General features: G+C 38.1%; 15 protein-coding genes. 11 read left to right on the top strand and 4 right to left on the bottom strand.

Annotated features, from left to right (window positions below):
• Nucleotides 1–43: 43 nt before the first annotated feature.
• Entirely contained in the window at nt 44–892 is an 849-nt protein-coding gene (locus FSZ17_RS22960) for an MBL fold metallo-hydrolase (protein ID WP_057772470.1), read from the top strand.
• Between the two features lie 143 nt (nt 893–1,035).
• On the opposite strand, the gene FSZ17_RS22955 is transcribed toward FSZ17_RS22960, so the two are convergent.
• Entirely contained in the window at nt 1,036–1,575 is a 540-nt protein-coding gene (locus FSZ17_RS22955) for an ECF transporter S component (RefSeq protein ID WP_057772473.1), read from the bottom strand.
• Between the two features lie 204 nt (nt 1,576–1,779).
• Here FSZ17_RS22955 and FSZ17_RS22950 point away from each other — a divergent pair, with 204 nt between their 5' ends.
• The 4 genes from FSZ17_RS22950 to FSZ17_RS22940 all read left to right on the top strand — a co-directional run bounded on the left by FSZ17_RS22950 (nt 1,780) and on the right by FSZ17_RS22940 (nt 4,795).
• The gene (locus FSZ17_RS22950) at nt 1,780–2,616 is read left to right on the top strand and encodes a DMT family transporter (RefSeq protein WP_057772475.1); all 837 of its coding nucleotides are present in this window, start codon (nt 1,780–1,782) and stop codon (nt 2,614–2,616) included.
• A 38-nt stretch (nt 2,617–2,654) separates the two neighbouring features.
• Nucleotides 2,655–2,807: a hypothetical protein gene (locus FSZ17_RS23580; RefSeq protein ID WP_185150652.1), complete on the top strand. Its 153-nt coding sequence runs from the start codon at nt 2,655–2,657 to the stop codon at nt 2,805–2,807.
• A 971-nt stretch (nt 2,808–3,778) separates the two neighbouring features.
• Nucleotides 3,779–4,261 carry a hypothetical protein gene (locus FSZ17_RS22945; protein WP_228460257.1) on the top strand — a complete coding sequence of 161 codons (483 nt, stop codon included), beginning with the start codon at nt 3,779–3,781 and terminating at the stop codon, nt 4,259–4,261.
• 18 nt (nt 4,262–4,279) lie between these two features.
• Entirely contained in the window at nt 4,280–4,795 is a 516-nt protein-coding gene (locus tag FSZ17_RS22940) for a hypothetical protein (protein WP_057772476.1), read from the top strand.
• 84 nt (nt 4,796–4,879) lie between these two features.
• On the opposite strand, the gene FSZ17_RS22935 is transcribed toward FSZ17_RS22940, so the two are convergent.
• Entirely contained in the window at nt 4,880–5,506 is a 627-nt protein-coding gene (locus tag FSZ17_RS22935) for a sterol desaturase family protein (protein ID WP_057772479.1), read from the bottom strand.
• 21 nt (nt 5,507–5,527) lie between these two features.
• Nucleotides 5,528–6,211, bottom strand: a complete 684-nt coding sequence (locus FSZ17_RS22930) for a GntR family transcriptional regulator (protein ID WP_057772481.1) — start codon at nt 6,209–6,211, stop codon at nt 5,528–5,530.
• A 323-nt stretch (nt 6,212–6,534) separates the two neighbouring features.
• On the opposite strand from FSZ17_RS22930, the gene FSZ17_RS22925 reads away from it, so the two are divergent.
• A complete protein-coding gene (locus FSZ17_RS22925; RefSeq protein ID WP_057772483.1) occupies nt 6,535–8,037 on the top strand; it encodes a malate:quinone oxidoreductase in 1,503 nt (500 codons plus the stop codon).
• 531 nt (nt 8,038–8,568) lie between these two features.
• Here the strand turns inward: FSZ17_RS22925 and FSZ17_RS22920 are convergent.
• A complete protein-coding gene (locus tag FSZ17_RS22920; RefSeq protein ID WP_057772486.1) occupies nt 8,569–9,750 on the bottom strand; it encodes an MFS transporter in 1,182 nt (393 codons plus the stop codon).
• An 80-nt stretch (nt 9,751–9,830) separates the two neighbouring features.
• Between FSZ17_RS22920 and yeiL the strand changes: the two genes are divergently transcribed.
• From yeiL to FSZ17_RS22895, 5 genes are all read left to right on the top strand, one after another.
• Nucleotides 9,831–10,502 carry a transcriptional regulator YeiL gene (yeiL, locus tag FSZ17_RS22915; protein WP_057772489.1) on the top strand — a complete coding sequence of 224 codons (672 nt, stop codon included), beginning with the start codon at nt 9,831–9,833 and terminating at the stop codon, nt 10,500–10,502.
• A gap of 100 nt (nt 10,503–10,602) precedes the next feature.
• A complete protein-coding gene (locus FSZ17_RS22910) occupies nt 10,603–10,857 on the top strand; it encodes a zinc ribbon domain-containing protein (protein WP_057772491.1) in 255 nt (84 codons plus the stop codon).
• A gap of 189 nt (nt 10,858–11,046) precedes the next feature.
• Nucleotides 11,047–12,564 (top strand): spore germination protein, encoded by a 1,518-nt coding sequence (locus tag FSZ17_RS22905; protein ID WP_407643458.1) that lies wholly within the window; start codon nt 11,047–11,049, stop codon nt 12,562–12,564.
• A complete protein-coding gene (locus tag FSZ17_RS22900; protein WP_057772495.1) occupies nt 12,542–13,639 on the top strand; it encodes a GerAB/ArcD/ProY family transporter in 1,098 nt (365 codons plus the stop codon). Before FSZ17_RS22905 ends, FSZ17_RS22900 begins: the two co-directional genes overlap by 23 nt.
• Nucleotides 13,636–14,757 (top strand): Ger(x)C family spore germination protein, encoded by a 1,122-nt coding sequence (locus tag FSZ17_RS22895; protein WP_057772497.1) that lies wholly within the window; start codon nt 13,636–13,638, stop codon nt 14,755–14,757. Before FSZ17_RS22900 ends, FSZ17_RS22895 begins: the two co-directional genes overlap by 4 nt.
• Nucleotides 14,758–14,899 lie beyond the last annotated feature (142 nt).

Here is a 14,899-nt window from a genome sequence, read left to right as displayed (position 1 = left end):
ATTACAATACTAGTAGATTTTAAACAGAAAGGGGGAAGTAATTATGCACTTGATTGAGAAGATTGGTAAGCGGTTTTGGTATATGACTCCAATATCGGAGACCGACCGGCCCATTCTTGGGATGGTTGTTGGGAATCACAAGACATTAATGATTGATGCGGGTAATTCGGAAAAGCATGCCCAATATTTTCTTGATGAACTTTCAAAAAGGCAAGTCTCCCATCCTGATATGGTCGTACTTACTCATTGGCACTGGGATCATATATTTGGTCTAGCAGCTTTAACTAAGACTGTATCTATTTCTTCCAAACAAACTAAAGAGGAAATGGAGAAATTAATCCATCTTTCGTGGTCAGACGAGGCATTAGCTGAAAGAGTTAAAGAAGGAAAGGAAATTGAATTTTGTGCGAATGCAATTAAGAAGGAATTCACGGGTCGGCGAGATATAACCATTGTCTTACCTGATTTAACCTTTGAAAATCAATTGGAAATCGACCTTGGAGGAGTAACTTGTATCGTACAGCATGTTGGAGGGGACCATTCCTTAGACTCTGCAATTGTGTATATTAAAGAAGAAAAGATTCTATTTTTAGGAGATTGCATTTACCCTGATATTTATTCTGAAAAAAGAAATTATACAATCAAAGGAATACTTCCGCTTTTAGATAAACTAGAAATGTTTGATGCAGAAACATATATCCTTTCCCATTGGAAGCCGATTTCAAAAGAGGAATTTAATCAGGAAGTTACCCTGCTTAGAACCATTGCAGGATACACAGATATTTTTAAAGGGGATAAACAGAGAATAATAGAAGAATATGAGAAATACACAGAGAGGGAACTTACAGAAGATGAAATGGCAATAATAACCGAGTTTGTAAATGGATATTAAAATGGACTAAGTGAGGTTATTTTTTAGTTGGAAATTCCAGTATGATAGCATTTTAAAAATCAAAAAAGAAGGAGAAAGCTTGATATATAAAGCCTTCTCCTTTTTTAGCTATATAAAATTGTTGTATAGTTGTGCTTGAATAATTATTTAAAAACAGGAACCTTTTTCAGAACAACACAAAGAGGAATGGCTACACAGATTCCCACAACGATCTGAGTTATATTTCCCGGAATGGAGGCCAATGGTGCAATCCAACTACCATATAGAACCCCTTCACAAATGTAATAACCCGCTAACATCACGGGGACTGAAATGATAATAGCTAGTAGATTGAAGGGAACACTTTTACCATTGCGGCCATTCGACCAAGCGATTTTTCCAACGATATACCCTTGTAATCCCCGAACCACAAAGGTGAAGGGTGCCCACAATGTCCAACCAGAGATTAAGTCGAATAATCCCATCCCAATAGCACCAGCCATAGCTCCTTTTTTAGGACCAAACAAGATGGAGGCGGTAAAAAGCATAGCTGTTCCAAGATGAACTAAACCACCATTTGCCGCAATCGGTAATCTGATATTCAAAAAGAAAGTAGCAACGAATACAAGTGCAATTAACATGGATGTTAGAATCAAATCAAAAGTTTTTGTACGTGGTCTTGCATAACTTTGTGTAGTTTGCATAGTCATAAATCTTCCTTACTTTTTTAGAATTTATTGATAACATTAGCAAAGGACTGGCCTTTTTAAAAGTATCACTTTAGAGTAAATGGAAGGGGTCAGTTTGTGGTAAAAAACGGACAAGTTTATTTTTTATTTGTAAAAATCATATGAAGTGCTAGAAATCTATATTAAAATAATTCTATCAAAGGGAGAGAAGGATTATTAATGTGGATTGTAGCAGCAGTACTGACGATGTTTTGCTTTGGAATCAATAATATGATTTTTAAGTTCACGTCAGGAAAAGGACTATCAAAGGTTCATATGCAGTTTTTCTTTTATCTTATCGCGTTTTTATTAATGCTTGGCTATGGAACAGTCGTAGGGTTTGCACCATTTAATGGATTAACAATTGTACTAGGTACGGTCATCGGAATATTGAATGCAAACGGTAATATTCAAATGTCAAAGGCGTTTGAAAAAGGACCTGCGAGTTTAACGGCACCGCTTATTAGCACAAATACGGTTATTCCCATACTAAGTGCGGCACTTATTTTCCACGAGAATATTACACTCATTCAGTGGATTGGCATTATTGTAATGCTTGCTTCTGCAGCTATCATTCAATATGTACCAGGTAGTGATATTAAAATGGATAATAAGCCGTGGATGTACCGCGTTTTATTATCGATTTTATCGTTTGGTGTACTCGGTGTGCTGATGAAGACGTCTTCGCATTTACATATTGATTCAATCAATACGCTTGTTTGTATGTATGGTGGCGGTGCGGCTTATTTAATCATTAATAGCTTTATTATGAAGGAAAAATGGCAGCGTACAGAGCTGAAATTTGGGGCAATTATTGGATGTATTAGTGTTGTAGGTTATAGTAGCTACTTTTTTGCTATTGATACAGGAGTAGCGAGTATTGTATTCCCAATCGTTAGTTTAAGTTGTTTAGTGGTTGTTCTCGGCAGCTGTTGGCTATATAAAGAAAGACTTAAAATGTATCAAGTCATCGGGATTATCTCCGCACTAGCGGGTATTGTGCTAACAAAAATTTAACTAACTATAACGTTATTTTTTCAGAGGAGGGGAGCCTATTGAAGTGGATTTCTAAAAAGAATAAGAAACCCCTTTTATTATTAATCATTATTATTTTTATTATTGCTGGTCTACTTGATATCAAATACGAAGGATTATTCTTTCAACTATTACCTGAATCGATTCAATCCTATTTAGCTGATATTTTTTAAAGAAGTGGATTGGATCTTATAGAATACCCAAAAGGGTTAGTTCCACTTGATTAACAAGATAACTCATATAGATTCAATGTGGTGAACCGTATCATAAGTATAGGTAAAAGATGGATTCTTCAAAGATATCGAAATTTACATCCAATTCTATTGAAAAGGTAGGTCTTACCTCAAGTCAAGGGTCATGTACGGAAGTAAACGAAGTGGTCACTTGCAATTTAGTTACGATCATGAACGGGGGATACAGCGACAGTTACTATAAAGGTCAAACCTAAAACCACAGGCATTAGAATTTGTGTAAAAGTTACTTGTAAAGAATTTACACGTGAAGAATGCTTTACTTTTTCCAAAACTGTGACCCTGAAATCTTCTCCCGGTACAGAAGTAAAGTGCCAAGTCAAAGACTCCGATTGCACCTGTACCAGAATAGCAAAAAATAAATTACGCTGTAACTTAACCTTTACAGTTCTAACTTAGTCGGTACAAACTCTCCAGCTTAACATCCCTTTCATAGGAGATTGTAATCCAAGAAATTGTAATGGTTAAGCATAAAAGATGAAATACAAGAATGGACATTATCGTTAGTCTATTCTTTTATTTCTTTAATCTAAATAATTCGCCCCTTGTCACTTTTCATTTAGTTTAATTAAAGAATAACTCCACATTTCTCCCGCATCTATTACCCGAATGACTAAATCTACTAAACAAAGAATAAGAAACCCCTTTTAATATTAATGTTACATTATTTATCATAAGGACAGAATAGGACCGAATATTTTTACCTTGAAGGTCTGTTTAAGCTAATAGGGAAATTTAAGTTTATTAACGTACTAAAGTAAAGTGTGTGTTCAATTGAATATCTGCTAATAAGATCGCATAAGAAAAACTAAGGCATTCGCCAAAAAGGACTTGGCGAACGCCAAGTTTTTCTAATGAGAAAGGGGAAGTTCGGTAAAAAAGGGGGGTTATTTTTGAATTTGGGGAGTAGTCAGTGGAATGGTTATCTTGATGCGATAGATTCTGCTTTAGAGAAAGGGATGGCTGCAAAGGAAGTGGTTTGCTCCATTACGACTGGCTTTCGTCAGATATCTTCGTTACGGAATGCACCGGGGTTGAACACGTATCATGCTACTGTAGCTGACATTGGCTACGGTTTTGATGCTGTAAGAGGAACGATTGAACGGCTTCGTAAGGGTGAAACGATTTCTCTTGGAAAAGAAATGCTTGTTTTTGATCTAGATACTTTGCGAATTAGCGAAATTCAATTGCATCCCAATTTTGAGCTAGTAGCAAAGGAAGAGACTCCGGATACCCATTATTTAATTGAGCAAAGTCGGCTTTTGAACCAGCAAATCGCTAAAAGAATTAACGAGGCCAACCGGTTTGGCAAGGCTCTTTTGGATTCTGAAACGTGTCCAGAACGTTCAAGCCATTCCACGCCTTTAGTAGACTAAGTAAAGGGAGAGAAGGGAATGCCGCAACAATCTTCCGTTCATATGACTGAAGAGGAACAACAGCGTTTAATAGAATGGTGGGAAGCGATGGAGCGAGGGACAGTAGTGGTTAAGCGCTTAGTTTCGTACATTACGGAACTAAGGTTGCACCCTGAATCAAGCCGTGCAGACGGGATGATTTTGTTTTATCGGGCTGCATCGGAGATTTCCTATGGTTATGCAGGGATGAGGGGCTGCATCCGGCGCGCTTTCACACCTGAATATTCCGAGTTTCTCCGCAATAATATCGTTAGGTGCCATAGCTTTGCACGGAGGTTTTCTGTTGATACAAAGGTTCTTCTGGAACGAGTCGCTAAAGAAATCACTGGGGCAAACGCGATGCAGATTGTAGATAGAATCCGCGAAACACTTCGTGAAAATGACGCAATGCTAACAGAAATAGAGAATAAAGCGGATGCATTTTTTGGTAAGAAAACCTTTCAAGCTTTGCAAACAAGTCTTATGCAATCTATTACCATGCTTTCTTCTCAATAGGAAAAAATGCCTGTCACTCCCTGAGAAATGTCGAAGCTGCAAAGTTCATTCGACATTTCCAGGGCGATGACAAGGGATCATTTATCATAATTCTATTTCCTGGTCGCCACGTTTTTCTAGATTTTTAGCCGTTTTACTTTGGGCAACATCCTTTTGGTCTTTAAAAGTGCCCATGAGAAAATCATAGGCTGGGTTCGTAACACCATACCAGTAATTTTCATTTTTGAAGTGATGCCATAAATGAACCTTTTTCATCCAACGCCCCCATGGTGATATTGGTTGAAGGGGGCGGTGGGCGATATAATGCTTCCACTCATAAAATAATAAAAAGAGCATGATACCTGCAATAAATGCGTTTGTCATGACAAAGCTGGATGAAAGAAAATAAAAAATGGCTCCTGCAATCGCAATGTTTGGCACACTATACCATATGGGCAAAAATAATAAATGTAATTCGTTCGGATTTGTATGGTGGTCATAATGTAGGCGCTTAAGCATTTTTAACAAAAATGCATTCTTTGGTGGCTTCAGATGAAAAAGAAACCTGTGTGTAAAATACTCAGCTAAGGAATACATAATCATTCCCAGAATAAAAGCACCCCAAATTCCGATAGAGGTTAAATGAAGAATCATAAATCCGAAGCTAATGAGGAATAGACAGCTCATGATTAATATATCAGGGTAGGAAAAATATTCTTTAAAATATTTCATTCATCACGCCTCCAGCTTTCTTTATTTTTTTCTATCTTTCCAGAGAGCCAAGCTTTTCTCCATTGTTGTCTTAGACAATCTCTCCGCTTCCATTGCATCTCCCTTTAATGAAGCTTTTAATAGGTCTTGGTAATAGTTGAACGACAACTCACGATGTTCTTTTATAGAAAAATATCTTTTTGCCATATCTACATAAATGGAATCGAAGCTATTTAAAATGAGTAGAAAGATCGGATTGGCAGCAAGGCCAGCACATCTTTTTTGCAAATCCCAATCAAATTTTGCGTAGCTTTCTGCACGATCTTCCAGCTGCTCTAGATTGGCAAGGAGAGCAACCACTTTAGGTTGATTACATGTAACAGCATCACGAATATAAGTCGGAGTTAACGAACTTCTTACTTCTAATAAGTACTTGATAAATTCATCTGTAACGGATTGATGATTCTCAACAATGTTGACAAGTGTCGTTAGATTCCCATTGCTCCAATAATCATTAACAATCGCTGGCATTCCTTTTCTCCCTGTTATCCATCCACCCCTTCCTAATCGTTGAAGTGCCTCTCGAATAGTTGGGCGACCAACACCAAATTCTTTCGCAAGCTCTCTTTCTGGCGGTAAAGTACTCCCTACAGAATAAACACCAGACAATATGGATCTAATTAATTCATTCTCAATTTTATCGGAAGAGCGTTCCTTTTCTTTCAAGCCATCGTCTCCTTTATATTATGGTAATACATGTTAAAGACAGTGGTAATACCAAAAATTATATATTAGGTTTGAATTTTCTGTCAATAAAAGTGGCAAATTTTTATGTGGACGGACTTCTCACTTTTACCAACTATTTAAAAGCTTAATAACTTATCAAAATAATAGTAAATATTTTAATCTACTAATAATAGTGATACACTATAATAAGGTTATAATTGATCCAGAAAAGGTGTGTGACTGTCGAGCCCTGGCTTGCTGTGATGCCTAAGCAGGAGCGCCTACATCCTTTCTGTAAATCTTAGGATATAAGGATGGTAAAAATGAGTAACAGACAAACTAAAACAGACGTTATCTTAATTGGTGCCGGAATTATGAGTGCCACTTTGGGAACACTCTTAAAAGAATTAGTACCGGAATGGGAAATTACAGTGTTTGAGAAGCTCGAAAACGCAGGTGAGGAAAGCTCTAACGAATGGAATAATGCGGGAACGGGGCATGCTGCACTGTGCGAGCTTAACTACACGGTCGAAAAACCGGACGGTTCTATAGATATAAGTAAAGCGATTAAAATTAATGAACAGTTTCAGGTATCAATGCAGTTTTGGTCTCATCTTGTAAACAGCAATCTGATACAAAATCCACAGGATTTCATTATGCCATTGCCTCATATGAGCATGGTACAAGGAGAACAAAACGTAACGTTTTTAAAGAAACGTTTTGAAGCGCTGTCAAACAATCCCCTATTCCAAGGGATGGAATTTTCCGATGATCCGAAAAAACTGATGGACTGGATTCCGCTTATTATGCAAGACCGCTCATGGGATGAACCGATAGCGGCAACAAAAATTGACTCTGGAACGGATGTCAACTTTGGTGCTTTAACGCGCTTGTTGTTTGAGCACTTAGAGAATAAAAATGTCAATATAAATTACAATCATAGTGTTAATAATATTAAACGTACTAGCGATGGCTTGTGGGAATTGAAAGTGCAGAATACCTTTAGCGGTACTGTCGAACGCCATACTGCAAAATTCGTCTTTATCGGAGGCGGGGGAGGAAGCCTGCATTTACTACAAAAATCAGGTATTCCTGAGGGAAAACATATTGGCGGTTTCCCGGTAAGCGGAATATTTATGGTGTGTAATAATCCAGATGTTGTAGCGCTGCATCATGCAAAAGTATACGGCAAAGCTAAGGTCGGTGCTCCGCCAATGTCTGTTCCGCATCTTGACACAAGATTTATCGACGATAAAAAATCGTTGCTATTTGGACCATTTGCCGGCTTCACACCAAAGTTTTTAAAAACCGGTTCAATGTTGGATTTGGTCACTTCCGTAAAACCAAATAATGTCTTAACTATGTTGGCTGCTGGCGCAAAAGAGATGTCATTAACAAAATACTTGATTCAGCAAGTTATGTTATCGAAAGAAAAGCGCATGGAAGAGTTACGAGAGTTTATCCCGAATGCAAAAAGCGAAGATTGGGATTTAGTCGTAGCGGGCCAACGTGTACAAGTTATCAAAGATACTGAAGCTGGCGGCAAAGGTACACTTCAATTTGGTACGGAAGTTATTAGTGCTGCTGATGGCTCGATTGCAGCATTACTAGGTGCTTCTCCAGGTGCTTCTACTGCCGTTCACGTTATGCTTGAAGTCATTAAAAAATGCTTCCCGCAACATATGAATGAGTGGGAACCGAAAATTAAAGAAATGATTCCTTCTTATGGCGAGTCACTATTGGAAAATCCAGAGCTTCTGCACAAAATTCATACTTCAACAGCAGAGACGCTTGGTTTAAGCGAAAAAGAGGTAGTCTATAATTAATTCTTTGGATGTAGAAACAAAGGAATTTAATAAATAATAGAACATCATTAAAAAAACATAGAATCTTTGATCTATCTATAGATTGAAGGTTCTTTTTTTTATAAATTCGCAGTTAGAGAGGCTATGGAGAACCGTATCACCTCAGGCTGTTGACAAACGCTCGCTTTCTTCGTTACTCACCTTCCTTTGGTGCTCATTACCCATCCACGGTAACTCCGCTCCTCGTAAGGCTTCGTGCCTCGAAAGTCAAACGTTTTCAATCAGCCTGGAAAGGTGACGAATTATACTTTGTCTACACTCTCAGGTGATACAATTTTGTATCACCTTTTTAACACATTAAGAAAGTATAAATTGCCAGCACAGAAGATAAATCGACGCAGTTGCCAATTTTAGGAATTAAGTGTAAGTGCAACTACGCCTCTGTCTTCGCCTTCCAAGGCTCGCCAATCGGCGAGTTTTCTTTATAGATTAATTTGTTTTGTTATTGCGTAATCATTGCCATTTCGGGTCACAATGATTGACCATTTGGAATTAGCTAACAAGACTTTTGGTTTGGACTTCCCTTCGATAATCCAATTTCCGATAAACAAGTGCAAGCAACATCGCTGGTATAGTGCAAATGATCATCCCAATAAAGGCGTATCTTGGTTCAATTTCGTATAAATACCCGCCGAAGATGGTGAACGCCGCTGTGCTCCAGCTAAGTGCCAGAGCAGAGTATATCCCTTGTGCCTTCGGAATCTGTTCATGTGGAATATGTTTGATTAAGTATTTCATAAAGGCATAATGCGCCATAGCAAATGAGCATGCATGTAATGCTTGTGCGATAGAGAACACAATGACATTTGGAAAGGCAAATACTAATATCCAACGAACGGTTGAACCAAGAGCTGCTAGTGTCAGTAAGGAGCCTACTGAAAATTTTCGGAAAGTCCGATCAGCAATGGAAAAGAAAAGAATTTCTGCCATTACGGCAATGTTAATAATTACACCAATTAAATATTGGGGTGCGTGGATTTCTTGTAAATATATATAGCCATAGTTGTAATAAGAAGCGTGTGCCGCCTGCAGTAAAATCACGATGACGAGCACCAATCCAAAGTGTTTGATACGAAATAATTTCAACATGCCATCTTTTTTTGTTTCACCCGCTTGTGGTTTTTTAGATAAAGCAGCGGGTGCATGCATAAAACCCAGACATACGAATACCAATGTGCCGAGTAACAGCGCCCATAAAATCACGTCGTCCCCAAGCGCCCCTGTAAAGAAGGTTAAGATCATGCCAGCCGCGACAAACCCGATGGATCCCCAAGAGCGGCTCTTCCCGTAATGTTTTAATTGTTTACTCTGTACAAGAACGCTTGCTGCACTATCTAATGCAGGCATCAATGTAGGATAAAAGAAATGCAAAAATAACGTTACAATAAGTAAGCTAGCAAAAGAATCTGCCGGAATATAACACAGAATGGCTATCAGTGTGCCGATTGACATTCCATTTAGTAAAGTTTTACTGCTAAATTTCCCTGATAAATAAGGAAATGCAAATAAGGTAGAAAGTCCTCGTGCAGCCAACCCTAAACTCATAATCAAACTCGCTTGTGAAACCGTAATTCCTTTTGTATGAATCATCCAACCAGTCCAATAGGGTAGAAAAACACCCCATGTCATATAGAAACTGAAGAACTGTCTGTTCATCCAGCGTTGTGTATTCATTGTGAATCCCCCCAATATTTGCATAATAACAAGAAGATACGTACAATAATATGAGATATCTCATATTTTGGGTGTGGATGATGGAAATATATAAAAAGCAGAAAAGGCAACATTATTTGGAGGAACACTCCATTTCGCATTTATTTTCTTTTCCGATTGAAGAGTTTATAGAAGTACGCGAATATAAGCGTGATGAATGGATTATTCGAGAAGGCATGCGGCCGGATTATTTCTTTTATGTCATTGAGGGAAAAGCTAAAATTTACGTAACGTACCAAAATGGGAAAGTTTCCTTGATCAATTTTATCAGTGCACAAGATTTTATTGGGGAAATGGAACTATTAAATGAGGTGTACTATACAAAAGGGATACAAACCTCCACAAAGACTATTTGTTTTGCAATTCCTTTTCATCAATGCCGCACACAAATGCTCGAAGATACGACATTTCTTCGAGCGCTAACCAAATTTTTAAGTATAAAAGCAACACGAATGTCTGCAAAGTATTCACAAAGTCTTGCCTTTCCGCTTGAAAACCGGCTAGCGGATTTTATATTGCAAACCGCTGATGCAGGTGTATATAAGGAGAAACATGTAACAGTGTGTGATTTTCTAGGTGTATCCTATCGCCATTTATTGCATGTATTTGCACAATTTTGTGATAAAGGGTATTTGGAAAAGGAAGGACATCACTATCGCATTCAACAGCATAATAAATTAAAAGAACTTTCTGTGATATTGAAGAATGAATAACGGATCTATTACTGATGTTTGCTGCAACAAACAGAAACAATGGGAAATTTCGAGTCAAAAAAATTTATTAAGTTATAGAGCCATTTGGAGGAGAAAACTAATGAAAGTATATAAAAAATGTCAAAGCTGTTCCATGCCATTAAAGAAAGAAGAAGACCGTGGGACTGAGGAAAATCTAGAAAAAAGTTCTATGTACTGTATGCATTGTTATCAAGAAGGGGAATTCACACAAAAAGAAATAACAATAGGAGAAATGAAAGAATTTGTTAAACAAAAATGCATTGAAATGGGGGTTCCGAAATTTTTAGCTGGCATGTTTGTCAAAAACATTCACAAGCTTGAGAGATGGAAATAGAATGCATTTTAGGTATGGCAGTGTTTAATTTAATAAAAGCTGAAATATACAAGATTTAATGAATATTGTATATTTCAGCTTTTTTATTTTCCTCATTTAGTTATCTATACGCATGGCATTTTTAGGGATAATCCCCATTTTATTGGTTAAATTAATAAAAATTGAATGGAACCTAGGAGAAGTATAATGATGGATCTTTTTAGAAAATTATTTTCGAACAAACGTGCAGAAAAAAGCCCGTCCATTAACGTGTTTCCTTCCTTGCAAAAAAATAAGGAATACATTCAAAACCAGCTGTTTCATTCAAGTGATCTGAAGTGGCGGAGCATTAGGTTTAATCAATTGGAGGGGCTCATTGTCTTTTTTGAATCCCTGTCTGATCAACAGAGAATTCAAAATGAGATCATTCGTCCGTTAGAAGAAAAAAAAGAAGGAACCGTAGATGCAATCATTGCTTCTGTGGATATTGCGAAGAAATCGGATCTCAGCCAGTTGCCCCAATCGTTAGTTCAAGGAAATTGCGTATTGTTATTTGAAGGGACAACAGAAGCTTTTATTGTTGGCATGGCGGCAGAAAATAAACGAAATATTTTAGAGCCAGAAAACGAAGGGGCCATTCGAGGCGCTCATGATGGTTTTATAGAGCACCTCATCACGAATCTGTATCTGGTTCGAAAGCGTATTGAAAATCCGTCCCTGGTCGTCCGTTACTACCAGGTCGGAAAGGCAACCAAAACAAAATTGGCTCTTCTCTATATGCAGGATCTGGCGAATCCGGATTTGGTTGAAGAAGTGGATCAAAGACTTGGTTCCATTGTGATGGACACCGTGATTTCACCTGGATTCATTGCCGAAATGATTGAGGATAACCCATCTTCTCTATTTCCGCAAATTTTATTTACAGAAAGGCCAGATCGGGCAGTAGCCCATTTGATGGAAGGTCGTGTCGTTATATTATCTGATGGAGATCCAACTGCGCAGATTTTGCCGGTGACTTTCTTTGCGTTTTATCAAAGCCCGGATGATTATCACAGCAGGTGGATTGTCGGATCGTTCATTCGATTGCTTCGTTTGGTGAGCTTTATCATCGCATCTCTAGTACCTGCTTTATATATTGCCATTATTGGCTTTCATCCCGAAATTCTTCCTGTAAATTTGATTTTTACCGTGAAAAGCAGTATAGACAAAGTTCCATTTCCACCTATTTTGGAGGCTTTGCTTATGCAGATTACTTTAGAAGTGCTGCGTGAAGCAGGAATTCGTTTGCCGAGCCGAGTAGGTCAAACTATAGGGATTGTTGGCGGCTTGGTCATTGGCGAATCGGTCGTACGAGCTGGATTGATTTCGTATCCCATGGTTATCGTTGTCGCTTTAACCGCTATTTCTTCATTTGTGGCGCCGTCTAATGAAATAAGTACCGCAACGCGTATTCTGGGTTTCCCGCTTATGATCCTGGCCGCGATGTTCGGTTTGATCGGAATCATGTTTGGTATTCTTTTTATTTTAATCCATTTATGTAAATTAGAGAGCTTTGGTACAGCCTATTTTGCGCCTGTTATGCCTCTTCGAATCAAGGATTTGAAGGATACTTTTACACGCTTTCCAATTTGGAGCTTGAATCAGCGTCCTCATGATCCTCATCCGAAAAGGGTAAATCAAGAAAGATATTCAAGGGGGTGGCTACATGATGATCCTGAAAAAGAGTAAAATTACTCAGGGTCAGCTCATGTTTTTTGTTATACAGTCTCAAGTGGGGGTTGGAATCTTATCCCTTCCGAATAAATTGCAGGCAACTGCTAAAGGAGGAGCGTGGATCTCTAGCTTAATTGCCGGATTGGCCGTACAAGTGATTATTTTGATTCTTTGGGCTCTTTGCAAACGGTTTCCTTCTGATACGATATACAGTTTCTTGCCGAAAATCACTGGAAAGTTTCTTGGAAAGCTGCTTGGTTTTGCTTATATTGTCTATTTTCTGTTTTCTGTTAGTACGGTCTTAGCCTTTTTTGCTGATGTCGTTGGAAGGTGGGTGCTGCAAACAACACCAAGATGGGCATTATTAATTCTTACTCTTTTCACCTGTGCATATTTGGTTAAAGAAAACCTTCGAGTAATTGCCAGGCTTTTTGTCATATCTTCATTTACGATCATAGTAATCGTGATATTATCCTTGTTCGGTTATGCCCATGCAAATATTACATATGTATTTCCTATCATGGAAGCTGGGTGGGGGGAGATCATCAAAGCTTCGAATGCAGCATTGTTTCCTTTAGTCGGGTACGAAGTCATATTAGTCATTTATCCTTTTGTTGAAGGGAAAAGCAGTGGGAAATTAAAGGCAGCATCTTTAGGGAGTTTGGTGATTTCACTTTTATACACATTTGAGGTGTTTACAAGTTTAATCATTTTCAGCCCGGAGGTTATGCCTGCCATTTCGGAACCTCTTCTTTATATGCTAAAGGGTTTCTCTTTCCAGATTATTCAACGGATTGATTTAATCTTTTTATCCTTATGGATTTTTATTGTTAGCACTGCAATTGTTTCTTGGTTATACATGGCAACAGCAGGTTTAGGTCACTTCTTTCACCGGGGTGAACATAAAAAAGCAGTCCCTTATGTCGTTTTCATTGTCTTTATTCTGGCTATGATTGCTCAAGATCCAGCAATTACTGACCTTTACGATCGAATGATTAAGATACTCCATTATACCTTTGTGGTTGGGCTTCCTTTGATCCTGCTCATCTTCTCATATCTTTTAAGAAAAAAGGAGGCCCAAGCCAGGTGAAAAGAATTTACTTATTAAGTATTTTTATTTTTGTTCTCCTATTGATGACTGGATGTTGGGATCAAGATCTTTTAAAGGATGCTCGTTTGATTTATGGAGGAGGGGTTGATCTCGAGCCGAATGGAAAGATTCTATCCACCTATGTCATAAGGGACGTACCTGTTTCCGAACAACAGAGCCCTAAAAACGAGTTGATATTCACGGTTGGCAGTACGCCAAGGGAAACCCGCCATAGAGCGGATGAGAGGATATCCCGAAATCTTCGTGCGTACAGAAATCGGATCATTGTTATTGGAGAGGAGATGGCAAAACAAGATATTCATCAGCTCCTCGATATTTTTTACCGCGATCCTAAAAGCGCTTTCAATGCTAGGATTGGAGTAGCGAAAGGGAGAGCGGAAGACATATTTTCCCTTAAAAAAGTAGGGAATGTCTTAATTGAAGAAGAAATTGATGAATTAATCAAGAGCAAAGAACAAACTACAACCGTTCCTAAGGTAACCGTTGAAACGATTTTCCCTGTGATGATGGACCCCGGAGAAGATTTTGTTCTTCCATACATCATGGAAAATGGGAAACGAGTGGACGTTTCGCATAGTGCCATGTTTCATAAATATCAATTTACAGGGATACTAAGCCAGGATGAATCTACTATGTATTTACTTTTAAAAGATAAAAAAGGGAAATCGGCGACCTTCACCCAAAAAATAAGTTCCGAGAAGGATCAAAAAAAAGTCTATAATTTTATGACCTTTAATGTAGAAAAATCAAAGCGAAAGAGGAAAGTGTTGATTCAACCAGACGGTCAAATTACGGTTAGGCTGGATCTAAAATGGAAGGTGAGTGTCCTTGAATATCCTAACGATCTCTTAAATGATAAAAAAACAGTTGCCCGATTAAACAAGCTTCTATCCAAAGAGATGACGGATTTAGCAAATAAAACGCTAAAAAAAATGCAAAAAGCCCGCTGCGACGGATTAGGTATCGGCAGACAACTCATTGCGTTCCATCCCGATACTTGGAAGAAGCAAAAGGAAGACTGGGGAAGCAACTATCAAAAGGTGCATTTTGTTCCAAAGATTCAGGTAGAAATTATAAAGAAAGGGATTATAAACTAACGAGTGAAAGATCACTTTCCCCTTTATGACCTTTGGCCAAATCCCTCAACTAAGAGGATTTGGCCAAAGGGGATAGTGATCGTAATTTTTGGCTAATAGGAGTAGAAGGGGCAATAGAATATTGCTAAAATAGTAGTAAATT

Origin of the sequence: Cytobacillus dafuensis (assembly GCF_007995155.1) — a bacterium.
In the GTDB taxonomy this organism is placed as follows: domain Bacteria; phylum Bacillota; class Bacilli; order Bacillales; family Cytobacillaceae; genus Cytobacillus; species Cytobacillus dafuensis.
This window is presented reverse-complemented; position numbering and strand designations above follow the sequence as displayed.

What these genes read in the sequence shown, in the direction of transcription:
- FSZ17_RS22960 (WP_057772470.1), top strand. Translation starts at nt 44, where the DNA reads ATGCACTTGATTGAGAAGATTGGTAAGCGGTTTTGGTATATGACTCCA.
- FSZ17_RS22955 (WP_057772473.1), bottom strand. Translation starts at nt 1,575, where the DNA reads ATGCAAACTACACAAAGTTATGCAAGACCACGTACAAAAACTTTTGAT.
- FSZ17_RS22950 (WP_057772475.1), top strand. Translation starts at nt 1,780, where the DNA reads ATGTGGATTGTAGCAGCAGTACTGACGATGTTTTGCTTTGGAATCAAT.
- FSZ17_RS22940 (WP_057772476.1), top strand. Translation starts at nt 4,280, where the DNA reads ATGCCGCAACAATCTTCCGTTCATATGACTGAAGAGGAACAACAGCGT.
- FSZ17_RS22935 (WP_057772479.1), bottom strand. Translation starts at nt 5,506, where the DNA reads ATGAAATATTTTAAAGAATATTTTTCCTACCCTGATATATTAATCATG.
- FSZ17_RS22925 (WP_057772483.1), top strand. Translation starts at nt 6,535, where the DNA reads ATGAGTAACAGACAAACTAAAACAGACGTTATCTTAATTGGTGCCGGA.
- FSZ17_RS22920 (WP_057772486.1), bottom strand. Translation starts at nt 9,750, where the DNA reads ATGAATACACAACGCTGGATGAACAGACAGTTCTTCAGTTTCTATATG.
- yeiL (WP_057772489.1), top strand. Translation starts at nt 9,831, where the DNA reads ATGGAAATATATAAAAAGCAGAAAAGGCAACATTATTTGGAGGAACAC.
- FSZ17_RS22910 (WP_057772491.1), top strand. Translation starts at nt 10,603, where the DNA reads ATGAAAGTATATAAAAAATGTCAAAGCTGTTCCATGCCATTAAAGAAA.
- FSZ17_RS22905 (WP_407643458.1), top strand. Translation starts at nt 11,047, where the DNA reads ATGGATCTTTTTAGAAAATTATTTTCGAACAAACGTGCAGAAAAAAGC.
- FSZ17_RS22900 (WP_057772495.1), top strand. Translation starts at nt 12,542, where the DNA reads ATGATGATCCTGAAAAAGAGTAAAATTACTCAGGGTCAGCTCATGTTT.